We start from the raw sequence: 25,050 nt of genomic DNA on the forward strand, positions 1-25,050 counted from the left end.
TGGCGCCGCTGGGCGACTGCACCAGCGCGCCGGTGCCCACCTGAACGTTCGGGGCGATCAGCACCACGTCGCCGCTGCGCGCCAGGATCTTGCCGTCCACGCTGAGCGTGCCACTCGCCAGCCCATCGCCGCCGAACACCAGCCGCCCGGCCAGCGCATCGGCATCGCTCATGCGCAGCGTCGAGGCGGTGAAGCCGGCGGTGTCCACCACCGCGCCGGCGCCCACGGCAATGCCCGAGGGGTTGACCAGCACCAGCCGGCCGTTGGAGCTCAGGGTGCCGAAGATGGCCGAGGGGTTGTTGCCCACCACCCGGTTGATCGACAGGCTGGCCGCGCCGGGCTGCTGGAAATGGGTGGTGCTGCCCCCAGGGACCGAAAAGCTCTGCCAGTTGATGGCCGAATGGCTGGTTCCGGCGCCGTTTTGCGTGGTCACCAGCAGGTTGGCGCCTTGCCGGCTCAGGCTGGCTTGGCCGTGGATGGCCTGAGCGCCGCTGGGTTGGGCCAGGGCGAGCTCGGGCGAGCCGACGAAGACAGCGGCGATCGCAATGGCGGCACTGGCCGGGCGAAACCCGGCGGCAGCCGGGCTGGCGGCCAGGGCAGGCGGGATTTTGGTGTTGGGCTTGTTCACGGTCTTCCTCCAGAAAGCCGCTGTTGTGGCTTCCGTACTCACGGCTCAGCATCGTGGCACAGGGTTACAACCGAGACAACTCGCAACATGACAAAAGCCACTGTTCCCTCTTTGCGAAGGTCAGTTATGCGGCAAATATCACGAAGCCGCAGGTAACTCAGCCTTGAGCGCGCACCAGCTGCTGCGCCAGGCACAGATCGGCCCAGGCCTTGGCCTTGTCGGGCAGGTTGCGCAGCAGATAGCTCGGGTGGTAGGTCACTACCAGCGGGATACCGAGGTATTCGTGAGCTCGCCCGCGCAGCTTGCCGATGGGCTCGGTGGTCCCCAGCAGCGCCTGCACCGCGAAGCGCCCCATGGCCAGCACGATCTTGGGCTGCAACAGCTGCACCTGCCTGCGCAGGAAAGGCTCGCACTGCGCCAATTCCTCGGGCTCGGGATTGCGGTCACCAGGGGGCCGGCACTTCAGCACGTTGGTGATGTAGACCTTGTTGTTGCGGTCCAGCCCCAGAGCCTTGAGCATGTTGTCCAGGAGCTTGCCGGCTGGCCCGATGAAAGGCTCGCCCTGCAGGTCTTCGGCCTCGCCAGGCGCGTCACCCACGATCAGCCAATCGGCCTGGGTGTCGCCCACGCCGAACACGGTATTGGTCCGGCCGGAGCAAAGCTTGCACGCCTGGCATTGCGCCACGGCTTGGGCCAGGGCGTCCCATTCCATGAGTTCGATGGCGCCCGACCCCATTGGCGCAATCGGGGCCGCCGGCGCTTTGGCAACCGGCATGGGTTTTGTTTGCGCCACACGCACCGATGGAACGCTGGCCGCTGCCTGCGCCGGCGGCACGGCCTCGTACAGGCGCAGCCCCATTGCGCCGAGGATGGCCCGCTGCCGGGCGTCGAGCTGAAGGCTCATAGCTTGAGGCTCATCACGACCGCGTCTTCGCGCTGGCCATGGGCGGCGGGGTAGTAGCTCTTGCGTTCGCCGACGCGCCGGTAGCCGTGGCGCTCATACATCCGCTGGGCTCGCGCATTGCTGATGCGCACTTCCAGCCAAAGCCATTGCGCTCCCTGGCCGCGCGCCCAGAGCGCCAGCGCATCGAGCATCACCCGGCCCCATCCCTGGCGCTGGTGATCCGGCGCGACAGTGAGATTGAGCAGATGGACCTCGTCCACGCCCTTCATGGCGACGAAATAGCCCAGCAGCACGCCGTTGGCGCCCAGCATCTGGGCCTGGTAGCCCGAGCGCAGCGAATCCACGAAATTGCCGCGTGTCCACGGATGGTCGTAGGCAGCGCGTTCGACGGCCACGACCTCGTCCAGCCGCTCCTCGCTCAGCGGCTCGAACTCGGCTTCCATGCTCTTGAAAACGGCGCTCATGGTCTGGTCGTTGGCGCGGCCCGCGATGCGGCGCGCTCCTCGGTAGTTTGAGCCACTTTATCGCGAATATAGAGCGGCATGGCGCCAGCGGCGGGCCCGGCCTGACCAGCGGCCATGAGTGCGGGCGCCAGGCGCAAGAGCGCGCGCGCCGTCGGCATGGCTTCGATGCGGGCGGCGGCAGGCGGCAGGCGCTCGCCATAAGCGGCAAATGCATTGCCCGCGAGGGACCAGCCCGGCGCGACCGCAACGGTTTCCGGCCGCCCCAGGCCGAACTCACCCTGCCGGCGCCAGCCGCCGGATTCACGGGCGTAAGAAGCGGAATAGACCTCGTCCATGCGCGCATCGAGCAGGGCCACCACTTGCTGCACGCCTTCGCGGTGGTACGCCTCCTCGGCCACAGCCAGCAAGGTATCGACGGCAAGCACCGGAACGCCGCTGCCGAACGACAGCCCCTGGGCGACCGAGCAGGCGGTGCGCAGCCCGGTGAAGGAGCCGGGCCCGCGGCCGAACACGATGGCGTCCAGGTCGGCCAGGACCAGGCCGGCTTGCGCCATCAGGGTGTGGATGGCGGGGATCAGCGTGGCCGAAGCCTGCGCGCCGCCCGCGCCCGTGTACTCCAGCGGCGCGTGCGAGCCCTCCCCACCGCACTGCACGGCCACGTGCAGGATTTCGGTGCTGGTGTCGAAGGCGAGCAGATTCAAGCGAATATCTTTCAAGGCAACCCGACATTATCCTGGCCCGGGATAATCGGCGCATGCCTGTTCTACGCTTGCTTGCCTGCTGGGCACTGTTCATGGCCGCGCTGCCTGCGCTGGCTCAAGCCCTGCCGGCGGAAGTGGAGGCGGCACTGGCGCGCGTCAAGCTACCGCGCGACGCCGTGAGTCTGCTGGTCGTGGAAGCCGATGGCAAAGCCCCGCCACGGTTGAGCCACAGGGCCGGTGTGCCAGTCAATCCCGCCTCCATCGCCAAGCTCGCCACGACCTTCGCGGCGCTGGAACTCCTGGGGCCCGCGTTCACTTGGGCCACGCCGGTCTACCTGGAGGGCAGCGTGCGCGACGGTACGCTGCACGGCAACCTGTACATCAAGGGCCAAGGCGATCCCAAGCTGGTGGCCGAGCGACTGTGGCTGCTGCTGCGCCGCATCCAGGGGTTGGGCATACGCTCGATCAACGGCGATATCGTGCTCGACCGCAGCACCTTCGAGACAGCGGCATCCAATCCCGGCGCCTTCGACGGCGAGCCCCTGCGTCCCTACAACGCAGCCCCGGATGCGCTGCTGCTGAATTTCGCCGCCCTGACCATGACCTTCACTCCCCAGGGCGGGTTGGCGCAGATCCACTTGGAGCCACCGCTCGCGGGCCTGCAATTGCCGCCGGCCGTGCCCTTGACGGCGGGCGAATGCGGCGACTGGCGCGGCGGGCTCAAAGCCGACTTCAGCGATCCGTCACGCATCCGCCTTGCCGGCGGCTACCCGGTCGCCTGTGGCGAGCGCAACTGGCCCATCGCCTACGCCGACCCGCGCAGCTACGCGGCGCGCGCGGTGGCAGGCCTTTGGCAGCAGATGGGCGGGGCGCTGACCGGCCAAGTCCGCGAGGGGCGGGTCCCCGCCGGCTTGGCGCCGGCTTTCGAAGCCCAATCGCCGTCGCTCGCGGAAATCATTCGTGACATCAACAAGTTCAGCAACAACGTGATGGCGCAGCAGCTGTTCCTGACGCTCAGCCTGCAGCAGAACGGAACCGGCACGCTGGAAGGTTCGCGCGAAGTCATGCGCCAATGGTGGCGGGAGCGTATCGGCGCCGGCGACACACCGCTGTTCGACAACGGCTCGGGGCTGTCGCGCGAGGAACGCATCACGGCCCAGCAACTGGCGCGCCTGCTGCAGGCCGCCTGGGCCTCGCCCCTGATGCCCGAGCTGGTGTCCTCGCTGCCGGTCACCGGCATCGACGGGACGCTCAAGCGATCGCGCGCCAAGGGGGCGGGCCTGGCCCACCTGAAAACCGGCAGCCTGCGCGACGTGTGGGGCGTTGCGGGCTACGTGCATGCGGCCAGCGGCAAACGCTACGTGCTGGTGGCCATCGCCAACCACCCGCAGGCAGCGGCGGCGCGCCCGGCCCTGGAAGCATTGATCGACTGGACAGCACGCGACCTCTAGGCCTAGCGGCCTGCGCTGGAGTCAGGTCTCCAAATTCGCTTGGTGATAACCCCCTGGGCCTGCGGCGCGGGCGGGTCTAACATCCCGAATCCAAAATCGAACGGTCGTTCTTTTTCACGGGAGCATTGGATGAGACAAATCAAACTGAAGCTGGCGGCGCTGGGTGCGGCCGTCGTATTGGCCGCTTGCGGCGGCGGCGGCAACGGTGGCGTCCATTTCGACTCCACGGTGTCGTTCGGCGACAGCCTGAGCGACGTGGGGAGTTACAAGGTGGGCACCATCGCCGCGATCGGCGGCGGCAAGTGGACGGTGAACAGCAGTACCGCGCAGAACTGGACGGAACTGGTCGCGGCCAGCGCCCGCACCAGCGCGCCCTGCGCGGCGCAGACGGGCCTGCTGCCCAACATCCCCGGCATCGTGGGCGCCCCCGTCACCAACGTGCCGGGCTGCCGCAACTATGCCCAGGGCAGCTCGCGCGTGAGCAATCCGCTGGGACCGAACGCCGCCGCCCTCCAGGCCGCGCCGTTCAACCAGGTCACCCTGGGCCTGATGGCCATCCCCATCACGACGCAGCTGAGCAATCACCTGGCGAATTCCGGTGGCAGCTACACAGGCAGGGAGCTGGTCACCGTCATGGCCGGCGGCAACGACTTGTTCATGAACTTCAACGGCATCGCCGCCGCGGCGGGCGGCGGTACGGCTGCAGCCGGAGCCGCGGCGGCCGCGGGCTGGGCGCCAACTGTCCAGGCAGCGGTGGCCGCCGGCGGAGCGGCCGCCACCGACGCCGCCGTGAACGCAGCGCTCACCAGCATGGCCCAGGCCGGCACGGAGCTGGCCAACCTGGTCAAGACGCAAGTGCTGGCCAAGGGTGCCCGCTTCGTGGTGGTGATCAACTTGCCCGACGCCAGCCAGTCGCCATCCGCGCTGGTGCAGGACGCGCAAACACGGGGCCTGATCAATACGATGGTGACCACGTTCAACGGCCAGCTGCAAGCCGGCCTGAGCGGAACCAGCGTTCTGTATGTCGATGCCTACACGCAGGGCCGGGTGCAAACCGCCAATCCCGCGCAGTTCGGCCTGACCAACATCACGACCCCCGCGTGCAGCACCACCTCACCGGCCAACCCGCTGGCGGGCTCTTCGATCACCTGCACGCAGGCCAGCCTCATCCCGGGCGACACCAGCGGATTTCTATTCGCCGACAGCAGCGGCCACCTGACGCCGCTGGGCTACCAGCTGCTGGCGAACCATGTCATTGCCCAGATGCGCGCAGCCGGATGGGTGTGATCGGCGTCTACCAGCGAGCCCGGATCTTGTCGAATGCGTGTTGCCCGAACTTGCGGTGGCCCTGGGGGGTGGGATAGATCCCGTCGGCGAACAGGAAGCGGTTGTAGTCGCCGGAACGCAGCGTGCCGGTGTTGCACAGCGCCGAATTGACCTGGCCGTTGCCGGTACCGATGCCCGGCCCCGGGTCCACCGAAGTGCAGACGGCCTCAGTGGTGTTGGAGAGGTCGTACGACCCCGGGTTGGCCACCATCAGGTTGAATAACAGCGCCGAATCGATATAGAGCACGTTGGCACCCTGGTCCACCAGCGCCACCAGCAACTCCTCGTTGAATTTGGTGCTGGCTTGTGTCAGCAAGCCGCCTTGCCCGATGCCGATGGCCCAGGGCGTCCGGCCCAGGTTGTACGGGCCAACCACCACCACATGCTTGCCGCCGGCGCCCACGAGCCGCCGCACCTGAGCCGCGAGATCGCGGCCGGCCTGGCCGGCGTTGGCCACCATCTGCGCGCCGGTCTGCGTTCCAGCCGTCACGCGCGCCATTTCGGCCACGATGTCGGCGGTACCGCCGCTGACGACCAGCAGGTCATTGGCGCCGACGCCGCTGGCGGCCAGGAAAGCATCGATCTGCTCTTTGACCGGCAGCGTCGTGGCGTCGCCGGCTGCATCGGGCCTGCTGGTGACGCGGGCATTGCCGGTGGCGAAGGAATTGCCGCCGCCCGCCGCAGCGCCCAGCGCCATGCCGAATCTGGATGCCATGTCCTGCGTCCAGATGTTCACGCTGCCGTCATTCACGGTGTAGCGGCGCGAGGCGACCTGGCCCAGGTCGCTCATGGCGTCGCCGAACGCGACGATGCGCGAAGGCTGCAGCTGCGACTCGATGGTTCCCGAACCGCAGGCGGCCACCAGCAGGACCGAAGCGGACGCCAGCGCCAGCAGAGCGCGGCGCTTCCAATTACATGACATGAAGAATCTCCAAAAGGGACTGGGCGCTAGTTTAACGAGGCCCCGTGGGCCTCAGCCCGCCGCGGCCCGTTGCAGGCGGTCGCGCACGCCTTCCCATTCCGGCTCGTCGGGCGGCGTCTCGACCCAGATCAGCCGCACGCCCTGCGCGTCGAATTCGCGCAGCACGGCAAAGAGCTGGCGCGCCGTCTCGGCTGCGTCGTCGGGCATGCGCCGGCGCAGCACATGGGCCGATCTTGTCTGCAGGATGGCGCGCGCGTAGATGGCGATCCCCCTGGCGTCGGGACCGAGCACATCGAGCGCCGTCTGCAGCGCCTTGGCGTCCATGAGCCGCACGCGTGCCTGTGGCGCGTAGTGCGATTCCAGGGTCCCGGAAGCGCGGGGCGCCTCTCCCTGCAGCTCTTGCACCGAGCGCAGCCGCTCGCCGCAGGCGGCCTCGACCTGTTCGCGCGTGAGCGTTCCAGGGCGCAGCAACACGGGCACGCCGCGGGTGCAATCGACGATCGTCGATTCGATGCCCACCCGGCAAGGCCCGCCATCCAGCACCAGCAGTGCGTCGCCGAATTCGGCGGCTACATGCTGCGCCGTCGTCGGGCTCACGCGGCCGAACTGGTTGGCGCTGGGTCCCGCCACGCCGGCAACCGGCGGCTGCGCCTGGGCGCAGGCCACCAGCAGCGCATGCGCGACGGGATGGGCCGGGCAGCGCAGCCCGATCGAAGCCTGGCCGCCGGCGGCAGCCGTGGCCATTTCGGGGCGGCGCGGCAGGATCAGCGTCAGCGGCCCGGGCCAGAACGCCTGCATGAGCTTCTGCGCGAAGGCGGGAACGTCGGAGGCGAACAGGGGTACCGACGACGCGTCGGCCACATGCACGATCAGCGGGTGGTCGCTGGGCCGGCCCTTGGCGGCGAAGATGCCGGCCACGGCCCGGTCGCTGCCCGCGTCGGCGCCCAGCCCATACACCGTTTCCGTCGGGAAAGCCACCAGCTGGCCGCCGGCCAAGGCTCGGGCGGCTTGCGCAATTGCCGCGGCGGACGTGCCATCGATGATCATCTGTTCAGAAGGCTTCCATGCCGAGCAAGCCGGCCGCCTTCAGCGCGGTGTCGCGTGCGGCCTCCACCGTCGGCCCAGTGATGTTGAGATGTCCCATCTTGCGGCCACGGCGCGCGCTTTGCTTGCCATACAGGTGCAGGTGCGTGCCGGGGAGCGCCAGCACCCGCTGCCAGGACGGAGCGGCCTCGGTTTCGCCCCCGGCGAACCACAGGTCGCCCAGGAGGTTGAGCATGATCGCCGGGCTGTGCTGGCGCGGTTGCGGCAGCGGCAGGCCGGCGAGGGCCCGCACCTGCAGGTCGAACTGCGACAAGTCGCAGGCGTCCATGCTGTAGTGGCCGCTGTTGTGCGGCCGCGGCGCCATCTCGTTGACCACCCAGCCGCCGCCTTCGAGCAGGAAGAATTCGACGCAAAGCACGCCCACGTAGTCCAGCCCCTGCGCGATGGCCCGGGTGGCCGCGATGGCCTCGCCGGCCGCGGCGGCCGGGACGCTGCCCGGATAGACCTCGGTCACGGCGAGGATGCCGCCGCGGTGCAGGTTCAATTGCGCCGGCAGGTTGACCATACTGCCATCGCGCCCGCGCGCGACGATGACCGAGCATTCCGCGGCCAGCGGCATCAGCTTTTCCAGCACGCAGGGCACCTGCTTGAGGTCAGCCCAGGCCGCGGCAAGCTCATCGCGCGTCTTGACGCGCAGCTGGCCCTTGCCGTCGTAGCCCAGGCGCGCGGTTTTCAGCACGCCCGGCAGCAGCGCACCGTCCACCGCCGCCAGTTGCGCCGGGGTCTCGATCACGGCGTAGGGCGCGCAGGGCACGCCGCAGCGCACGAAATGCGCCTTCTCGCGCGCCCGGTCCTGCGCAATGGCGACGGCCTCGGCACCGGGCGCGACCGGCCGCCGGGCGGCCAGCTTGGCCAGCGCCGGTGCCGGCACGTTCTCGAACTCGGTCGTCACGGCAGCGCTGCACTGGGCCAGCTGCGCCAGCCCGTCCTCGTCGAGGTAATCAGTCTGGATGTGGCGATGGCTCACCAGGCCCGCCGGGCTGGCCGGGTCCGGGTCCAGCACGGCCGTGGAATAGCCCATGCGCTGGGCGGCGTGCACGAACATGCGGCCGAGCTGGCCGCCGCCCATCACGCCCAGCGTGGCGCCTGGAAGGATTGCCGGACCCGTCATGGCGCGGGCGGCAGGCTCATGTTGCGGGCAGCTTCGGTCTGCCGCGCCCGGAAGGCCTCCAGTTGCGCCCGCAGCGCGGGGTTCTCGTTGGCCAGCATGGCGACGGCGAACAGGGCGGCGTTGGCAGCCCCGGCCGTGCCGATGGCGAAGGTGGCGACAGGGATGCCCTTGGGCATCTGGACGATGCTGTGCAGCGAATCCACGCCCTGCAAGTGCTTGCCGGCCACCGGCACGCCCAGCACCGGCACCGTGGTCTTGGCCGCCAGCATGCCCGGCAGGTGGGCGGCCCCGCCCGCGCCGGCAATGATGGCCTTGAGGCCGCGCGCGGCTGCCCCTTGCGCATAAGCGAACATATCGTCGGGCATGCGATGGGCCGAGACCACGCGGGCCTCATGGGCGATGCCGAATTCCTGGAGAATCGCAACTGCGTGCTGCAAGGTATCCCAGTCGCTGCTGGAACCCATCACCACGCCAACCTGTACGGGGGGCATTCGTGCTCCTAAAGGTTGAATTTTAAGGTTTAGCCGGAAATCGCCCCAATGATCGACGTCACGATAGAAAACTTTGAATCCGAGGTCATCGCCGCCTCGATGTCGCAGCCCGTGCTGGTGGACTTCTGGGCCCCCTGGTGCGGACCCTGCAAAGTCATTGGCCCGCTGCTGGAAAAACTCGAGGCCGACTACGCCGGCCGCTTCAAGCTGGTCAAGATCGACTCGGACCAGGAGCAGCAGCTGGCGGGCGCTTTTGGCGTCCGCAGCATCCCGACCTGCATCCTTCTGATGAACGGCCAGCCGGTGGACGGCTTCATGGGCGCCCTGCCCGAAGGAAAGATCCGCGAATTCCTCGACAAGCATGTGCCGCCCGCCGGCGAGGAAGAGCCGGAAGAGGCGATCGAGGAGGAAGAGCCGATCCTGGACGCCGGCGCGCAGCTGGAAAAGCTGCAGCACACGGTCGCCACCGACCCGGCCAACGACGATGCGCGCTTCGACTACGTGAAGGCCCTCCTGCTGGCGGGCCGCAGCGACGACGCCAAGGTGGCGTTCGCGCCGGTGATCGACAAGGCCGCCCAGGTGCGGCGCTTCGATTCGCTGCAGAAATGGATGGACGCCCTGGACTTCGCCGACACGGCGAAACCGGTTGCGGAGTACGACCAGCGCATCGCCGCCAACAAGCGCGACTTCGATGCGCGCTTTGCCAAGGCCCGCCTGCTGATGGCGCAACAGCGCTGGACCGAGGCCATGGACGAACTGCTGGAGATCCTGATGCGCGACAAGGCCTGGAACGAGGACCTGGCGCGCAAGACCTACATCGCCATCCTCGACGTCATCGAGCCGCCCAAGCCCAAGGTGGCCGAAGGCCAGATCCCGCCGGACGATCCGACGGTGGCGACCTACCGGCGCCGCCTCTCCAGCGTTGTGCTGAGTTGACGCGCGAAGTGCGTCATCTGGTGACCATGGTCACCCGCTCGGCGGGAACGTTGAGCTTGAGCTCCACCATCTCGCCGCCGCGCCGCAGCTTCGGGAAACTCACCGACTCCACCGGCACCACGCCGGGCCCGACGGCCGGGACCGGCGCCTTGGCGCCCGGCGAGTCCGGGCCCAGTGCCAACTGCCCATTGCCATCGCAACGTGACAGCAGCGCCGGCGCCGCCAGGCGAACCTGCCGGACACCCGACAATGCCTGCTTGTCGGCGGACGTGACGGCGCGCCCATCCTGCCCCAGCAGTTCGACGCCGGCCAGGCGCGGTGCCCAGCGGGCTTCATCCGATAGACGGCCGGCCAGGATGCAGCTGTTGTCGCCGGCGCCCTGGGCGAACGAGGAAGTGGCGGCGGCAAGCGCGAAGCCGCAGGCCAATGCGATGCGAAGGGATGTCATGCGAGTCTCCGGGTGAGGGGTGTGCCCCAGCATAGCGCCCGGTGGCGGCCGGACGTAAGCCCGGCGCGCAAAAAGAGCAACCGCGTGTTCAGGCCGTCAGGCGCTGCATGGCTTCGCGGTACTTGGCGGCGGTCTTCTCGATCACGTCCTGCGGCAGGCGCGGCGCGGGCGGCGTCTTGTCCCAGGGCTTGCCGTTGATGCGCACCGCCTCCAGCCAGTCGCGCACGAACTGCTTGTCGTAACTGGGCGGGTTGGCGCCGGCGCGATACGCCGCGTCGTAGCCTTCGACCGGCCAGTAGCGCGAGGAGTCCGGCGTCAGCACTTCGTCCATCAGCACCAGCGTGCCGGCGTCGTCCAGGCCGAACTCGAATTTCGTGTCGGCGATGATCATGCCCTTGGCCAGCGCGATCGCGGCGGCTTCCTTGTAGATCGCGATGCTGATGTCGCGGATTTTCGCGGCCAGATCGGCCCCGACCATTTCCACCACCCGCTCGTACGTGATGTTCTCGTCATGCTCGCCCGCGGCCGCCTTGGCGGCGGGCGTGAAGATCGGCTCGGGCAGCTTGCCGGCGTTCTTCAGGCCGGCCGGCAACGCCACGCCGCAGACCGACTGCGTCGCCTGGTACTCCGTCCAGCCGCTGCCGGCCAGGTAGCCGCGCACCACGGCCTCCACTGGAATCGGCTTGAGGCGCTTGACCAGCATGGCGCGGCGCGTGACCTGCGGCACTTCCTGCGGTGCGACCACGCTTTCCGGCGCCTCGCCGGTCAGGTGGTTGGGGCACAGGTGGCCCAGCTTGCCGAACCAGAACAGCGCCATCTGCGTCAGCAATTCGCCCTTGCCCGGGATGGGCTCGCCCATGATCACGTCGAAGGCCGACAGCCGGTCGCTGGCCACCATCAAGATGCGGTCGTTGCCGACGGCGTAGTTGTCGCGCACCTTGCCGCGGGCAAGCAGCGGCAGCGAGGTGAGGGCGGAGGTGTGCAGTGCAGAGGTCATGGGCGGGGGGGTAAAAAGCAAAGGGCCCGTTGCGGCAACGGGCCCTGATTATCGCAAGTGGAGACTTTAGCGGACGACTTGCGCCAGCTCGCCCTTGGCGTACTTGCTCGCCACCACCTGCAGCGTCTCGCCCTTGATCTTGCCGGCCTGGCCTTCGCAGCCGAACTCGATGTAGCGCTGCTTGCAGATCTGCTTGGCCGCTTCACGGGCCGGCTTGAGCCATTCGCGGGCATCGAACTTGTCCGGGTTCTCGGCCAGGAACTTGCGCACCGCGCCGGTCATGGCCAGGCGGATGTCGGTGTCGATGTTGATCTTGCGCACGCCGAACTTGATGGCGTGCTGGATCTCCTCGACCGGCACGCCATAGGTTTCCTTCATGGCGCCGCCGTACTGGCGGATGATCGTCAGGAGCTCTTGCGGCACGCTGGAGCTGCCGTGCATCACCAGGTGGGTGTTGGGGATGCGGCGGTGGATCTCCTTGATGCGGTCGATGGCCAGGATGTCGCCGGTGGGCTTGCGGGTGAACTTGTAGGCGCCGTGGCTGGTGCCGATGGCGATGGCCAGGGCGTCGAGCTGGGTTCGCTTGACGAAATCGGCGGCCTGCTCGGGGTCGGTCAGCAGCTGCTCGCGGGTCATGGTGGCATCGGTGCCGTGGCCGTCTTCCTTGTCGCCCTTCATGGTCTCCAGGCTGCCCAGGCAGCCGAGTTCGCCTTCCACCGTGACGCCCAGCTTGTGGGCCATGTCGACGACCTTGCGCGTCACGTCCACGTTGTAGTCGTAGCTGGCGATGGACTTGCCGTCGGCTTCCAGCGAGCCGTCCATCATCACCGAGGAGAAGCCGAGGTTGATGGCGCCCTTGCAGACGTCGGGGCTCTGGCCGTGGTCCTGGTGCATCACCAGCGGGATTTGCGGATACGCCTCGACGGCGGCCTGGATCAGGTGCTTGATGAAGGATTCGCCCGCGTACTTGCGTGCGCCGGCGCTGGCCTGCAGGATGACGGGGGCGCCGGTTTCCTTGGCCGCTTCCATCACGGCCTGCACCTGTTCGAGGTTGTTGACGTTATAGGCCGGGATGCCATAGCCGTTTACGGCGGCATGGTCCAGCAGTTCGCGCATGGAAACGAGTGGCATGGTGATAGTCCCGATGATTGAAAAAACGGCGGCGCGGCAAGTTGGTAACCGCGTGGTAACTCAGCCGAATTTTACCCGCTGCCCCGGGTCGTGAGGCTGGGCGGCACTAAGGATGAGCAGAGGAGTCGAGGAACGACAGCACCTGCGGCAGTACCGGCGCCAGCCAGTTGAGCGGGCGGGCGACGGCCGCCAGGATCGTGGTGTGGTTCAGGCCGGCGTACAGGCGGTGCTGCACCGGCGCACCCGCGGCGCGCAGGCGCTGCGCCAGCCCGACGGTGCTGCGCTGCGGATTGACGCTGTCGTCCTCGGCCGCGGCAAGCAGCAGCGAGCGCGGGGCCCGGCCCGACGCGTGGGCCAGGGGCTGGGTGTCCGGCAAGGTGTTGGGCCAGCCGAAGGCCACCTGGGCTTCGGGATCGCGGATCGGCAGGAAGTCGTAGGGGCCGGCCAGGCCGATCCAGCCGGCCAGGCGTTGCGGCGCCAGCCCGACCTGGGCCAGCCAGCGGGCATCCAGCGCCAGCATCGCGGCGTTGTAGGCGCCCGCGCTGTGCCCCATGAGATGAATCCGGCGGACGTCGGCCCCCAGTTCGCCGGCATGATCGAAAGCCCACTTGGTTGCCCGCGCGCAATCTTCCAGGAACTGGGGGTAGCGCACCTGCGGACTCAGTCGATAGTCGGCCACCAGGGTCACGACCGCGTGCGCGGCCAGCGCTTCGCCCACGAATCGGTAGTCGGCTCGCTCGCCGCGGGTCCAGCTGCCGCCATAGAAGAAGACCACCAACGGCGGCGACTTGCCACCATTCAACGGCTGGAAAATGTCGAGCTTTTGCCGCGGGTCGGGTCCGTAGGCCACGCCTTCGCGGCCCCGATAGCTGCTGCGCGGCACCAGCGCGTCGAGCAGGCCGGCCGCCGAACAGCCCGCCAGCGGCGCCGCCAGCAGCGCCAGCAAGCTGGCGCGGCGATTCGGGAAGGCGATGCCGGGGCGGTCCACAGCGGCCATACGCGGCTGCCGCGTGGTTGGTTTCAGCCGACCCGGCAGATCTTCAGCATATTGGTGCCGCCCGGGGCGCCCATGGGTTCGCCGCAGGTGATGGCATAGATGTCGCCAGTGGCCACGATGCCTCGCTTCTTGAGGTGGGCCTCGGCCTCGCCCAACGCCCTGTCGCGCTCGGCGCTCTGGTCCATCAGCAGCGGCCTTACGTTGCGGTACAGCGCCATCTTGCGCTGCGTGACCAGCTTGGGCGTGAGTGCGTAGATCGGGATGTGGATGCGGTGCCGGCTCATCCACAGCGGCGTCGAGCCCGAGTCGGTCAGTGCCACGATCGCCTTGCAGCCCAGATGATGCGCGGTAAACAGTGCGCCCATGGCGATGGACTGATCGATGCGGGCAAAGGTCATGCCGGTGAAGTCGGCGTCCAGCTTGACGTCCTCGGCTTTCTCGGCTTCGGAGCAGATGTTGGCCATCTCGACGATGGTCTCCAGCGGGAACTTGCCGGCCGCCGTTTCGGCGCTCAGCATCACCGCGTCGGTGCCGTCCAGCACGGCGTTGGCGACGTCGCTCACCTCGGCGCGGGTCGGCACCGGGTTGGTGATCATGGACTCCATCATCTGGGTTGCCGTGATCACCACCTTGTCGTGCTCACGGGCCATGCGGATCATGCGCTTTTGCAGCGCCGGCACGGCGGCATTGCCCACCTCCACCGCCAAGTCGCCGCGCGCCACCATGATGCCGTCGCTGGCCTTGAGGATGGACTCGAGGTTGGGAATCGCTTCGGCCCGCTCGATCTTGGCGATCAGGCCCGGCTTGTGGCGATACTCCGCGCCCGCCACGTTGCACAGCTGGCGCGCCATCTCCATGTCGGTGGCGTTCTTGGGAAAGCTCACGGCCACATAGTCGGCCTGGAAGCTCATCGCGGTGCGGATGTCCTCCATGTCCTTGGCCGTCAGCGCCGGCGCCGTGAGGCCGCCGCCCTGCTTGTTGATGCCCTTGTTGTTGGACAGCTCGCCGCCCAGCTTGACGGTGGTGCGCACCTGCTCGCCGCGCACCGAATCCACCGTCAGCACGATGAGCCCGTCGTTGAGCAGCAGCAGATCGCCGGGCTTCACGTCGCGCGGCAGTTCCTTGTAGTCCAGGCCCACGCCCTTCAGGTCGCCCGGCTCGGCGCGCGACGCATCCAGCACGAACTTCATGCCGGGCTCGAGGAACACCTTGCCCTCGGCGAACTTGCCGACGCGGATCTTGGGGCCCTGCAGGTCGGCCATGATCGCCACTTCGCGGCCGGCGCGCTGCGCCGCTTCCCGCACCAGGTTGGCCCGGTCGATATGGTCCTGGGCCTTGCCGTGGCTGAAATTCAGCCGCACCACGTTCACGCCGGCGCGGATCATCTGCTCGAGGAGCGCGGGATCGCTGGAGGCGGGGCCGAGGGTGGCAACGATCTTGGTGGCGCGACGGGCCATGGAGTCTCCGGTTCTGTAATTAAGTTTCGGATTCTCGCCGAGAAGCCGTTACATGTCAGGTACGAAAGACAAGGCGCGCGGCAAACGAAGGTAAAAGTGTTTCACCCGTTCGCGCGCTTTTGCAGGATTTCGAAGGCCGGCAGGGTCTTGCCTTCCAGCACTTCCAGGAAGGCGCCGCCGCCGGTCGAGATATAGCTCACGTCCTTCTCGATGCCGTACTTGGCGATGGCGGCCAGCGTGTCGCCGCCGCCGGCGATGCTGAACGCCGAGGATTTCGCGATGGCCCGTGCGATGGTCTCCGTGCCATGGGCGAAAGCGTCGAACTCGAACACGCCGACCGGGCCGTTCCAGACGATGGTGCCGGCCGACATGAGCTGTTCGGCCAACTGGCGCGCGGTCTGCGGACCGATGTCCAGGATCAGGTCGTCGTCCGCGACCTCGGTGGCGGCCTTCACTGTGGCCGGCGCGTCGGCAGCGAAGGTCTTCGCCGTCACCACGTCGGTGGGGATGGGCACCGCGGCGCCGCGCGCCTTCATGGCCTCGATCACGGCCTTGGCTTCGCCCACCAGATCGGCCTCGGCCAGCGACTTGCCGATCTTCAAGCCGGCCGCCAGCATGAAGGTATTGGCGATGCCGCCACCCACGATCAGCTGGTCCACGTTCGCGGACAGCGATTTCAGGATGGTGAGCTTGGTCGAGACCTTGGAGCCCGCCACGATGGCCGCCAGCGGCCGCCTGGGATTGGCCAGTGCCGCGGCTATGGCGTCGATCTCGGCGGCCAGCAAGGGGCCGGCGCAGGCGATCTTGGCGTACTGGGCGATGCCATAGGTGGAGGCCTCGGCCCGATGGGCGGTGCCGAAAGCATCGTGGACGAAGATGTCGCACAGCGCCGCCATCTTCTTCGCCAGCTCGGGGCTGTTCTTCTTTTCGCCCTTGTTGACGCGGCAGTTCTCCAGCAGCACGACCTGGCCCGGCGCGACTTGGACGCCGTCGACCCAGTCGCGCACCAGCGGCACTTCCCGTCCCAGCAGTTCGCCCAGCCGGCTGGCCACCGGCGCCAGCGAATCCTCGGGCTTGAATACGCCCTCGGTCGGACGGCCCAGGTGCGACGTCACCATCACAGCGGCGCCGGCCTCGAGCGCCATGCGGATGCAGGGCACGGAGGCGCGCACCCGGGTGTCTTCGGTGATGTTCCCCGCGTCGTCCTGGGGCACGTTCAGGTCGGCGCGGATGAAGACGCGTTGGCCGGCGGCCTTGCCTTGGGCACAGAGATCGGAAAAGCGCAGGACGTTCATGGCGATATCGCTTCGGACAAATCCTGCGATTCTAAAAGCGCGGGTCGGGGCGAGGTTACCAACCGAGTCCGAGATGCAGGGGCAGGTACACGGCCATGCCGGCCACGATGGTCAGCAGCACGCTGCGCCGCCAGAAGTACGCCAGCGCGCCGGCCGGGGCGGCAAACAGGCGCGCGTCCTGCCAGGTCCCGACCAGCTGGCCGCCCAGCATCACGACCTCGGGCGCGACCACGCCCGCCAAGGCGGCCACCGGCGCGTACTGCAGGGCGCGCTCGGCCCATGGGGGCAGCGTCCAGGGCCGGTCCAGGATGAAGAAGAAGCAGCGAGTGAGCACGGTCATGCCCGCCAGGCCCACGATCACGGCCAGGGTCCACAGGTCGGTACGTCCTGTCATGCCGGATGCTCCGCCGCCAGTGGCATTTTCTTTTCCAGCCAGAAGCTCACGAGCACGGCGAGGGTGATCGCCACCACGATGTTCAGCTTCAGCGGCAGCGCGTAGGCGGCAACCGCGGCTGCGCTCGCGATGAGGGCCGAGAGCAGGCGCAGCGGTGTGTTGGCCAGCGAGCACAGGATGCCGACCAGGCACAGCACGCCGGCGAATCCCAGGCCCCAGGCCGTCGGGATCAGGTTGCCCAGGCCGATGCCGATGACGCTGGCCAGCATCCAGCTACACCAGGTCACGAAATAGTTGCCGGACAGGTAGGCCTCCTGTTCGTGGTGCTCGGCGGCTGTTGCGCCGGGGTGCGGAAAGCGCCGGGTGAAAAGGGCGTAGCTCAAGTCGGCGGTGAGATAGCCGTTGACCAGGCGGCGCCAGCGCGGCAGGTGCATCAGGTAGGGCCTCAGGTGCAGGCTGAACACCACGAAACGCAGGTTCACGCAAAAGCCGGTCGCCAGGATCACCCAGGCCGGCGCGGCCGCGACGATCAGCGGGATCGAGGCGAGCTGGGAACTGCCCGCATAAACCAGGAAGGTCATGGCCAGCGCCTCGGTCACGCTCATGCCCGACTTCACCATGGCCACGCCGGTCATCAGGCCCCAGGCGGCGATGCCGGTGGCCATCGGCGCCATTTCAAGCGCGCCCCGGCGGAACGCCGGGTGGCTGTAGTTGGAGCGGAGGAAGAACACTAGGAAGATGGCGAAACGAACGTCATGCCCGGCTTCATGTCGAAGCCGGGCAGGAAGTCTGCCACAGCCAGCCGTTTCCCGCCTGCGCGCTGCAGCTGCGTCACGCGCAGCAAACCCCGGCCGCAACGCACGTCCACCGCGGCGGGCGAGACCGCGGTGATGACGCCCGCCGGTTCCCGCCCGTCGGCCGGGCCGCTGACGGCCTCGGCGGACCACAGCTTCAGCGTCTCGCCACCCAGAACGCTGCTGGCGCCCGGAAAAGGATCGAAGGCGCGAATGCGCCGGGCGATCACCTCGGCCGGCTGCGACCAGTCGATCGCGGCCTCGGTCTTGTCTATCTTGTGGGCGTAGGTGACGCCCGCCTGTGGCTGCTTGACCGGCCGCAGGCCGCCGCAGGCTGCCAGCTCCAGCGCCTCCACGACCAGGCGGCCACCGAGAACCGCCAGCTTGTCGTGAAGGGCCCCGGTGGTGTCGGATTCCTCGATGGGAACCGGCGCGACCAGCAGCATGTCGCCTGTGTCGAGGCCGGCGTCCATCTGCATGATGGTCACGCCGGTCTCGCGGTCGCCCGCTTCGATCGCCCGATGGATCGGCGCCGCGCCGCGCCAGCGTGGCAGCAGCGAGGCATGGATGTTCAGGCAGCCAAGGCGAGGCGCGTCGAGCACCCATTGCGGCAGGATGAGGCCGTATGCCGCCACCACCATCACGTCGGCCCGCGCTTCGTCGATCACAGCCTTCGCCGCAGCCGCGTCTTCAGGATATTTGCCGTCCAGCCGCAGGCTGCGGGGCTGCGCGACGGGCAGGCCTTGCTCCAGGGCGAACCGCTTGACCGGCGAGGCTTGCAGCTTCATCCCGCGGCCGGCGGGCCGGTCCGGCTGGGTCAGGACCAGGGGGATGACGAAACCCGCAGCGTGCAGGCGCTCGAATGCGACGCGGGCGAAGTCCGGCGTGCCGGCGAAGATGACACGCATCAGTGACGACGATCGTCGGGCGCGTTGACGAACTCCATGCCGGGGTGGGCGCGCTGCACCACGTTGCGCTCGTCCAGGTAGACCCAGTAGAACATGTCGCTATTCTGCAGATCCCTCCAGCGGTAAGTCATGATCGGGCCCCGCCAGCTGACCACTCTGTCGATCCAGGCCGGCCGGCCAAATTCGCGCTCGACGTCGTCACGGGTCCACTTGCCCACTTCGATCCGGTGGAAGTTGTTGTCGGTGAGTACCTGCCGGGACTGCACCACCCGGCCGCTCGCGTCCAGGTCCACCATCCAGGCGTAATGGCCGACGGGTTGCAGCGAGTACTGGAGCCGCTCGCCCGTGGGCAGGCTGACGATGCGCCCCGGCTGCCCCATGCGCTCGATCACGGCCTGGCGCGGCGTGCCGGGCGGGACGTTGGCGCCATTGAAGGGATTGCCGGCGCAGCCGGCCAACAGGATGGCGATCAGTAGCGACAGGATCTTGCGCACGGTGATGTCCTCCGATGGATGGACCTCAGGCCCGGACCGCCTCGCGCCGCGCCTTCAGCATCTTGGTCTTGATGCGATTGCGTTTGAGCGGTGACAGGTACTCCACGAACACCTTGCCCAGCAGATGGTCCATCTCGTGCTGGATGCAAACCGCCAGGATCCCCGTCGCCTCGATCGTGCGGGACTTGCCCTCGGCGTCCAGCGCGGTGGCCTTGATCGCCGCGGACCGCTCCACGCCGTCATAGACGCCCGGCACCGACAGGCAGCCCTCGTCACTGACCTGCTTTTCGGGACTGGCCCAAATGATCTCGGGGTTGATCAGCACCAGCGGCTGGTTGCGCTGCTCGGAGATATCGATGACCACCACCCGCTCGTGCACATCGACCTGGGTCGCTGCAAGGCCGATGCCATCGGCCTCGTACATGGTTTCGAGCATGTCGGCCACAAGATTTTTGATGCGGGCATCCACTGCCTGCACAGGCTTGGCTACCGTATGCAGCTTGGGATCGGGAAAACAGAGAATCGGAAGAAGTGCCATGGAATAAAACCGGCGAAAAAAGGGCTGCGGTGTCGCTATTTTCGCTACTTTTGGCTTTTCCGGCACAGGCTGCACGCCATAAACGTTGCCCAATCAAGGGCTTGAGCGCAGAATTGCCAGTACTTTGTCAAGACTTTCGACTGCCTTGGCCCCTGCCGACGGTCGCAGCCAACAAATGCAAAAACACCGCATGATCCCGACGTTCGCACCCACCTCCCAGGCCCTGGCCGCACTCGCCGTACTGGCCGGGCTGATAGCCACCCCCGCCCTCGCGCAGAACTTCCCCATTACGCCGGGACAACGCTCAACGGCCGAACAGGTAGCTCAGGCGGGCGTGCCGCTGTCGGAACTGGCCCCGAACGCGCCCGAGGAATACACGGTCAAGCGCGGCGATACCCTGTGGGGCATCTCGGGCCTCTTCCTCACCCGGCCCTGGCGCTGGCCGGAGCTGTGGGGCATGAACATGGAAGAAGTGAGCAACCCGCACCGCATCTACCCGGGCCAGCAGCTGGTACTGGAAAAATCGGATGGCCGGGCCAGGCTCAGGATGCGCCAGTTGGCCGACGGCGAGCAGCCCAGCGAAACCATTCGTGTCTCGCCGCGCGCCCGCGTCGAGCTTCTGGCCGACACGGCCCTGCCGACGCTCAAAACGCACCTGATAGAGCCCTTCCTGTCCGAGCCGGTAATCGTCGACGAGCAGGCCCTGCTGAAGGCGCCGCGTATCGTGGCCGCCGGCGACAGCCGCGTGCTGATCACCCGCGGCGACCGGGCCTATGCCCGCGGCGCGGCCGCAACGCCGCTCAAGCAACAGGTAGCAGGCCGCAGCGACGAGTACCGGGTATTTCGCGAGGCCAAGCCTTTGAAAGATCCGCAGACTCGCGCCATCCTGGGCTATGAGGCGCAGTACCTGGGCAAGGCCTCCCTGGTTCGGGACGAAACGATCGAGGCCACGGCGACGGATGGAAAGAAGGGCGCCGTGGTGCCCGCGACCATCGACATTCTGTCGGCCAAGGAAGAAATGCGCGTCGGCGACCGGCTGCTGCCCGTGCCACCGCGCGAGTTCCAGAGCTACGTTCCCCATGCCCCGGCGGGTCCCATGACGGGCACCATCGTTTCGGTGTACGGCGATGCCGTGTCGGTGGCCGGACAGAACCAGGTCGTGGTGATCAACAAGGGCACCGCCGATGGCGTCCAGAATGGCCATGTGCTGGCGATCCTGAAGGATGGCGAGAGGCGCATCGACAAGTCGCAAGCCGGCGAGCGCACCGCAATGAAGCTGCCCGACGAGCGCAACGGCCTGCTGATGGTGTTCCGTCCCTTCGAGAAACTATCCTACGCCCTGATTCTCGAGATCAACGACACGGTCAAGGTTGGCGACCGGGTCGAGAACCCTCGCTAGCCGAAGGCGGCTGAATATGGAGCGCGAGGAACTGGCGGGATGGCTGCGCCTGGTCCTCACCCCGGGACTGGGCAACACCGCGGTACGGCGCCTCTTGGCCGGGTTCGGCTTGCCCGGCAACGTGTTCCGCCAGACCGCTGCGGCGCTCGAGCAGATCGTCTCACCGACGCAGGCACAGGCGCTGTGCGCCGAGCCGGCGCAACTGCAGGCGCTGCTGGAGGCGACCCATGAATGGCTGCAAGGCGCCGAGGGCTCCGTGGGCCGGCGCATCCTCACGCTCGCGGACGCCGACTATCCCGCCTCACTGCTCAACACCGAAGACCCGCCCCTGATGCTGTACCTCATGGGGCAGGTGACAGCGCCCTGGCCTGCCGCCATCGCCGTCGTCGGCAGCCGCAACCCCACGCCCCAGGGGCTGGCCAATGCGCGGCAGTTCTCGCGCTGTTTCGCGCAGGCCGGGCTCACCGTGGTGTCCGGGCTGGCGCTGGGGGTGGACGCGGCGGCGCATGAGGGCGCGCTCGAGGCGGCGCCGCCGGGCGAGCTGGCCACCATCGCCGTGGTGGGCACTGGCCTCGATCGTGTCTATCCGCGCCAACACCTGGAGCTTGCCCATCGCATTGCGCACAACGGTTTGTTCGTGAGCGAATACCCGCTGGGCACGCCGCCGCTGGCGCAGAATTTCCCCAAGCGCAATCGGATCATCGCGGCGCTGAGCCAGGGCACCGTGGTGGTGGAGGCGGCGCTCAAGTCCGGCTCCCTGATCACCGCCCATCAAGCCGCGGAGCAGGGCAAGGATGTTTTTGCGATCCCCGGGTCCATCCATTCGCCGCAGTCACGCGGCTGCCATGCGCTACTCAAGCAGGGCGCCAAGCTGGTCGAAACCGCCCAGGACGTGCTGGAAGAGTTGTCCGTTCCACACCCGGCGCCAAGCGCTGCGCCACTGCCCGAAGAGCCCCGCGCCCGCGAAGATGGCCTCCTTGCGGCGCTGGGGTTCGACCCCGTGAGCCTGGATGCGCTGGTGGCGCGCACCGGCGTCGCAGCATCGCATCTGCAAGCGAAGCTGCTGGAACTCGAACTGCACGGCGACCTGGCCCGCCTTCCCGGCGGCCTGTTCCAACGCGTTGGCACGGGCTGACGCAGACTCGCAACACAACTTCCTTACCTGTTGCCACCGGCCTCTGGGTTCTGGGCTATATTGGGGCATGTTTGAAGTGCTCGTTTTCGTGTACGAACACTACTGGCGCGGCGATGCTTGCCCTGAACTGCAGCAGCTGGGGCGCAGGCTCAGCGCGCACGGGTTCGAGCCCGATGAGATCCACGATGCCCTGGTCTGGCTGGACGGCCTGACCCTTGCCGCCCAAAGCACCTCACTCGACCCAGCCGAATCGCAAGACAGCGCCGTGCATGCGGCCGCAGCCCAGTCGGCCGGCAGCATGCGGGTGTATTCGGTGGCCGAGCAAGACCACCTGGGCGCTCAATGCCTGGGCTTCGTTTCCTTCCTGGAATCTTCGGGTGTGTTGCCCGCCGCCATGCGCGAGATCGTTATCGACCGCGCCATGGCCGCCCCGGGCGATCCGGTGTCGGTGGACGACCTCAAGATCATCGTGCTGATGGTGTACTGGAGCTTCGGCCAGGAGCCGGATGCCCTGGTGCTCGATGAGCTCTGCGACCCGGGCGACGGCCGCTTGGCGCATTGACGTCAGGTGACGCTTGGCGCCGCCCAAGCTCAGCTTAGCAATCTCTCCGGGTTCGCATCGAGCTTGGCCAGTGCATCGCGCGTGGCACGCACCGTGAGCGCTTCCTCTTCCGTCGGCAGCAGCAGGCCGGCCTGCAAATAGGCTGCGAGGCGGCGCGCCTGGATCAGGTAGCTGCGGCCGCCCGGCGCCGCGAAAAGATGCAACTGCTTGCGCTCGCTGCGCCACGCGTATTGAACCTGGGTGACGGCGCCGTTGTGGTCCAGTGCGAACCAGTTGCCCAGCTGCAATTCGGCTGCCCAGCCGAGCATGGCTGCGTTGGGACGGGAACCGCCGTCGGCCACCACCTCGATCATCGAGGCATCGATGCCCAGCATCAGCTCGATGCTCTGCGCATCCAGCGGCAAGTCCGTTTCCGGGTCCTTGGCGACGAAATCTTCCAGGTTGGCCAGCCGCTTGGCCATGGCCTCGATCCGGGCGGGCGAGATGGACTCGGTCTTGGACAGGAAGGCATCGGCCAGCGTGTCGCCGATGACCTTGATGTGCGCCTCCTGTGCCTTGCCCTCGATGCCCACCAGCGTCATACCCTGGCGCAGCCGCTGCAGCAGCTGAGGAAGCTCCTGGATCACCCGGCCGCGCTCATTGCGATTGGGCTTGGCGCTGGCGGCCCAAACCAGGTCGGACGCCGACTTCTTCAGTGCCAGCGTATCCTGGTGCTGCGGGCCATTCTTGACCCCCGCCAGCGCCAGCACCTCCGCCCATACCTTGAACAGGAACTCGCGGATCTCGTCGCGCACCGGCATCTCGGCGAGCATGCTGCGCATCTCGATGGTGTACTGGATCGCCAGCGTTTCCTTTTGCTCCACCTGCTGGGCCACCGTCACCAGCCGCTGCGTCGGGGCTTTCTCCGTGAGGAACCTGGACAGGAACTTCTGGAACTCGTCATAGACCAGCTGGAAAACCCGGCGGCCGGTCTCGGGGTACTGCTCGATCACCTGGACCACCCGCTTGATCTCGATCTCGAGCGTGCTGCCGCCGATCGCGGCGGTGTCGAAACCCATCACGCACGACCCCATGCGGTCGATCAGCTGTCGCGCCGGATGCTCGAGCGAGCCGAAGAACTCCGGCTCGGAAAGCGCCACGCGCAGTACCGGCATTTGCAGCCGGGCGAACCAGACCCGGATGGCCGGCGGTATGCGCTCCTCGGCCAGGATGCTCTGGAACATCAGGGCGACGATCTCGATCGTGGCCTTCTCGTTGGAGGTCTCCGCCTTTTTCTTCAGCTCGCCAGTGCGCCGGCGCAGGTCGCCTGCGGCCTGCTGGACCGCTGCGTCGTCGTAGACCATGCCATCGCCCGCCGCGCCGTGCTGCGTGTCGATGGGCTCGATCTGGGTCACGTGCTGCGAAAAAGCCTCGGCAAGCGCCGGGGATGGGCGGGTGGCGGGGGCATCAAAGCCGGCCACTCGCTCCGTCAGCAGGCGCTTGAGCTGGCCGAGCACGCCGGTGGCGCGCATCCGTGCCCGCGCCAGCGGCGGACTGGATGTCATCAGGCGGGTCTCGTCAGCGACGCCGGGGCCGCGCCCTCGCGGGCCCGAATCCGGCGGGCCTGACTGGCCATTGGGACCTTGCGAGTCCTGCGCACGGCCCTGGCTGCCGCCCGCGCCGCCGCCGGAACCATGCGATCTGGCGCCGCCAGAGGAGCCGCCGTATGAACTGCCGCCGCCACTGCCGCCGCCGCCGCCGGTTTCGTTGCCATCGGGTTGGCTGTCGACGGCGCCGGCATCGGTCTTCTTGCCGCCGGGTGAGGAGACGCCGCGCTTGACCCGGGAGCTCAGGTCGATGTCGCGCATGATCCCCTGGCCGACCAGGAATTCGTTGGTCAGCCGATAAGCCTGGGGCACATGCTCCATGATGCTGCGCTGGACCACGTCCTGGATCAGGGCCCAAGCTTCGGGCGCGAGCCCGGCGCTGCCCCATTGCTCCACCAGCAGCTGCGAAAACGTTTCGGGCCGCAGCACGTCCACCTCGCCAAACTCGTCGCCGCCTTCGAGGTACTGCATCCGCACGCGCAGGTCGTTGAGTTCCCAGGAGGCCTTTTCCTGGATCGCCAGCGCCAGGCGCGATGAAAGAATCTTGCGCTCGACCACTTCGTCGCCAATCAGCTCCAGGCTCGCGGATTGGGGCCTGACGCGAGCCGTGGCGGCGGGAGGCACCAGCGCCTTCCGCCATGCCTTGGTGGTGGCCTGTGCCCAGTCCGCGCCCTTGCGATCAAAGTCCATCATCGCATCGCGGCGGTCCTGCATCTCGCGCGAACTGGCACCGGCCTGGGCCAGTTCCGAAAAGCGGCTGCGGATGGCCTGGACCATCGGTGCGATGCAGGCTTGCGCCTGCGCGACGAACTGCTCACGCGCCTGGCGCGCGATTCGCGCTTTGGCCTCGGGTGACAGTTGGGGTGCGCTCACGAAC

At 67.8% G+C, this 25,050-nt stretch carries 26 protein-coding genes; 6 read left to right on the forward strand and 20 right to left on the reverse strand.

Features of this window, described 5'->3' with window-relative positions; genetic code table 11:
- From HNE04_RS05170 to tsaB, 4 genes are all read right to left on the reverse strand, one after another.
- Positions 1-628: two-partner secretion domain-containing protein (locus tag HNE04_RS05170; protein ID WP_172217424.1), on the reverse strand; the 628-nt coding region annotated here is incomplete at its 3' end.
- A gap of 157 nt (positions 629-785) precedes the next feature.
- Complete coding sequence (locus HNE04_RS05175; protein ID WP_172217426.1) at positions 786-1,532, reverse strand: uracil-DNA glycosylase; 747 nt, start codon at positions 1,530-1,532, stop codon at positions 786-788.
- Entirely contained in the window at positions 1,529-1,996 is a 468-nt protein-coding gene (rimI, locus tag HNE04_RS05180) for a ribosomal protein S18-alanine N-acetyltransferase (protein ID WP_172217428.1), read from the reverse strand. Before rimI ends, HNE04_RS05175 begins: the two co-directional genes overlap by 4 nt.
- The gene (tsaB, locus tag HNE04_RS05185) at positions 1,993-2,697 is read right to left on the reverse strand and encodes a tRNA (adenosine(37)-N6)-threonylcarbamoyltransferase complex dimerization subunit type 1 TsaB (RefSeq protein ID WP_172217430.1); all 705 of its coding nucleotides are present in this window, start codon (positions 2,695-2,697) and stop codon (positions 1,993-1,995) included. Before tsaB ends, rimI begins: the two co-directional genes overlap by 4 nt.
- A 53-nt stretch (positions 2,698-2,750) precedes the next feature.
- On the opposite strand from tsaB, the gene dacB reads away from it, so the two are divergent.
- Positions 2,751-4,148: a D-alanyl-D-alanine carboxypeptidase/D-alanyl-D-alanine endopeptidase gene (gene dacB, locus HNE04_RS05190; RefSeq protein ID WP_172217432.1), complete on the forward strand. Its 1,398-nt coding sequence runs from the start codon at positions 2,751-2,753 to the stop codon at positions 4,146-4,148.
- Between the two features lie 129 nt (positions 4,149-4,277).
- Positions 4,278-5,435 carry an SGNH/GDSL hydrolase family protein gene (locus tag HNE04_RS05195; protein ID WP_172217434.1) on the forward strand — a complete coding sequence of 386 codons (1,158 nt, stop codon included), beginning with the start codon at positions 4,278-4,280 and terminating at the stop codon, positions 5,433-5,435.
- A gap of 7 nt (positions 5,436-5,442) precedes the next feature.
- Here HNE04_RS05195 and HNE04_RS05200 read toward each other — a convergent pair whose 3' ends face one another.
- From HNE04_RS05200 to purE, 4 genes are read right to left on the reverse strand one after another with little or no spacing between them, the layout of a single operon-like run.
- Positions 5,443-6,396 (reverse strand): SGNH/GDSL hydrolase family protein, encoded by a 954-nt coding sequence (locus HNE04_RS05200; RefSeq protein WP_172217436.1) that lies wholly within the window; start codon positions 6,394-6,396, stop codon positions 5,443-5,445.
- A gap of 51 nt (positions 6,397-6,447) precedes the next feature.
- Positions 6,448-7,443: an L-threonylcarbamoyladenylate synthase gene (locus HNE04_RS05205; protein ID WP_172217438.1), complete on the reverse strand. Its 996-nt coding sequence runs from the start codon at positions 7,441-7,443 to the stop codon at positions 6,448-6,450.
- A gap of 4 nt (positions 7,444-7,447) precedes the next feature.
- Positions 7,448-8,611: a 5-(carboxyamino)imidazole ribonucleotide synthase gene (locus tag HNE04_RS05210; RefSeq protein ID WP_172217440.1), complete on the reverse strand. Its 1,164-nt coding sequence runs from the start codon at positions 8,609-8,611 to the stop codon at positions 7,448-7,450.
- Entirely contained in the window at positions 8,608-9,102 is a 495-nt protein-coding gene (purE, locus tag HNE04_RS05215; protein ID WP_172217442.1) for a 5-(carboxyamino)imidazole ribonucleotide mutase, read from the reverse strand. Before purE ends, HNE04_RS05210 begins: the two co-directional genes overlap by 4 nt.
- A gap of 48 nt (positions 9,103-9,150) precedes the next feature.
- Between purE and trxA the strand changes: the two genes are divergently transcribed.
- A complete protein-coding gene (gene trxA / locus HNE04_RS05220) occupies positions 9,151-10,038 on the forward strand; it encodes a thioredoxin (protein WP_172217444.1) in 888 nt (295 codons plus the stop codon).
- 13 nt (positions 10,039-10,051) lie between these two features.
- Here trxA and HNE04_RS05225 read toward each other — a convergent pair whose 3' ends face one another.
- The 11 genes from HNE04_RS05225 to def form a co-directional block, all read right to left on the reverse strand.
- The gene (locus HNE04_RS05225) at positions 10,052-10,486 is read right to left on the reverse strand and encodes a hypothetical protein (RefSeq protein WP_172217446.1); all 435 of its coding nucleotides are present in this window, start codon (positions 10,484-10,486) and stop codon (positions 10,052-10,054) included.
- Positions 10,487-10,574: 88 nt separating this feature from the next.
- A complete protein-coding gene (locus HNE04_RS05230; protein ID WP_172217448.1) occupies positions 10,575-11,483 on the reverse strand; it encodes a phosphoribosylaminoimidazolesuccinocarboxamide synthase in 909 nt (302 codons plus the stop codon).
- A 66-nt stretch (positions 11,484-11,549) separates the two neighbouring features.
- A complete protein-coding gene (fba, locus tag HNE04_RS05235; protein ID WP_172217450.1) occupies positions 11,550-12,614 on the reverse strand; it encodes a class II fructose-bisphosphate aldolase in 1,065 nt (354 codons plus the stop codon).
- Positions 12,615-12,720: 106 nt separating this feature from the next.
- On the reverse strand, positions 12,721-13,611 hold the full coding sequence (locus HNE04_RS05240; protein ID WP_172217452.1) for an alpha/beta hydrolase: 891 nt from the start codon (positions 13,609-13,611) through the stop codon (positions 12,721-12,723).
- 23 nt (positions 13,612-13,634) lie between these two features.
- On the reverse strand, positions 13,635-15,068 hold the full coding sequence (pyk, locus tag HNE04_RS05245; protein WP_172217454.1) for a pyruvate kinase: 1,434 nt from the start codon (positions 15,066-15,068) through the stop codon (positions 13,635-13,637).
- A gap of 101 nt (positions 15,069-15,169) precedes the next feature.
- On the reverse strand, positions 15,170-16,363 hold the full coding sequence (locus HNE04_RS05250; protein ID WP_172217456.1) for a phosphoglycerate kinase: 1,194 nt from the start codon (positions 16,361-16,363) through the stop codon (positions 15,170-15,172).
- A gap of 55 nt (positions 16,364-16,418) precedes the next feature.
- A complete protein-coding gene (locus HNE04_RS05255) occupies positions 16,419-16,757 on the reverse strand; it encodes an AzlD domain-containing protein (protein WP_172217458.1) in 339 nt (112 codons plus the stop codon).
- Positions 16,754-17,431: an AzlC family ABC transporter permease gene (locus HNE04_RS05260; RefSeq protein WP_172217778.1), complete on the reverse strand. Its 678-nt coding sequence runs from the start codon at positions 17,429-17,431 to the stop codon at positions 16,754-16,756. The genes HNE04_RS05255 and HNE04_RS05260 overlap by 4 nt, the downstream gene beginning before the upstream one ends.
- Before the next feature lie 56 nt (positions 17,432-17,487).
- Positions 17,488-18,459 (reverse strand): methionyl-tRNA formyltransferase, encoded by a 972-nt coding sequence (gene fmt, locus HNE04_RS05265; RefSeq protein ID WP_172217460.1) that lies wholly within the window; start codon positions 18,457-18,459, stop codon positions 17,488-17,490.
- On the reverse strand, positions 18,459-18,953 hold the full coding sequence (locus HNE04_RS05270; protein WP_172217462.1) for a hypothetical protein: 495 nt from the start codon (positions 18,951-18,953) through the stop codon (positions 18,459-18,461). Before HNE04_RS05270 ends, fmt begins: the two co-directional genes overlap by 1 nt.
- Positions 18,954-18,978: 25 nt before the next feature.
- Positions 18,979-19,491 carry a peptide deformylase gene (def, locus tag HNE04_RS05275; protein ID WP_172217464.1) on the reverse strand — a complete coding sequence of 171 codons (513 nt, stop codon included), beginning with the start codon at positions 19,489-19,491 and terminating at the stop codon, positions 18,979-18,981.
- A 190-nt stretch (positions 19,492-19,681) separates the two neighbouring features.
- Between def and HNE04_RS05280 the strand changes: the two genes are divergently transcribed.
- The 3 genes from HNE04_RS05280 (at position 19,682) to HNE04_RS05290 (ending at position 22,587) form a co-directional block, all read left to right on the forward strand.
- On the forward strand, positions 19,682-20,890 hold the full coding sequence (locus tag HNE04_RS05280) for a LysM peptidoglycan-binding domain-containing protein (protein ID WP_235964811.1): 1,209 nt from the start codon (positions 19,682-19,684) through the stop codon (positions 20,888-20,890).
- A gap of 16 nt (positions 20,891-20,906) precedes the next feature.
- On the forward strand, positions 20,907-22,025 hold the full coding sequence (gene dprA, locus HNE04_RS05285) for a DNA-processing protein DprA (protein ID WP_172217474.1): 1,119 nt from the start codon (positions 20,907-20,909) through the stop codon (positions 22,023-22,025).
- Positions 22,026-22,092: 67 nt separating this feature from the next.
- The gene (locus tag HNE04_RS05290) at positions 22,093-22,587 is read left to right on the forward strand and encodes a DUF494 family protein (protein WP_172217476.1); all 495 of its coding nucleotides are present in this window, start codon (positions 22,093-22,095) and stop codon (positions 22,585-22,587) included.
- A 29-nt stretch (positions 22,588-22,616) separates the two neighbouring features.
- Here HNE04_RS05290 and HNE04_RS05295 read toward each other — a convergent pair whose 3' ends face one another.
- Positions 22,617-25,046, reverse strand: coding sequence for a DUF1631 domain-containing protein (locus tag HNE04_RS05295; RefSeq protein WP_328700263.1), 2,430 nt, complete (start codon positions 25,044-25,046; stop codon positions 22,617-22,619).
- Positions 25,047-25,050 lie beyond the last annotated feature (4 nt).

Origin of the sequence: Caenimonas soli, from assembly GCF_013155545.1 — a bacterium.
Classification (GTDB): Bacteria; Pseudomonadota; Gammaproteobacteria; order Burkholderiales; family Burkholderiaceae_C; genus Ramlibacter; species Ramlibacter soli.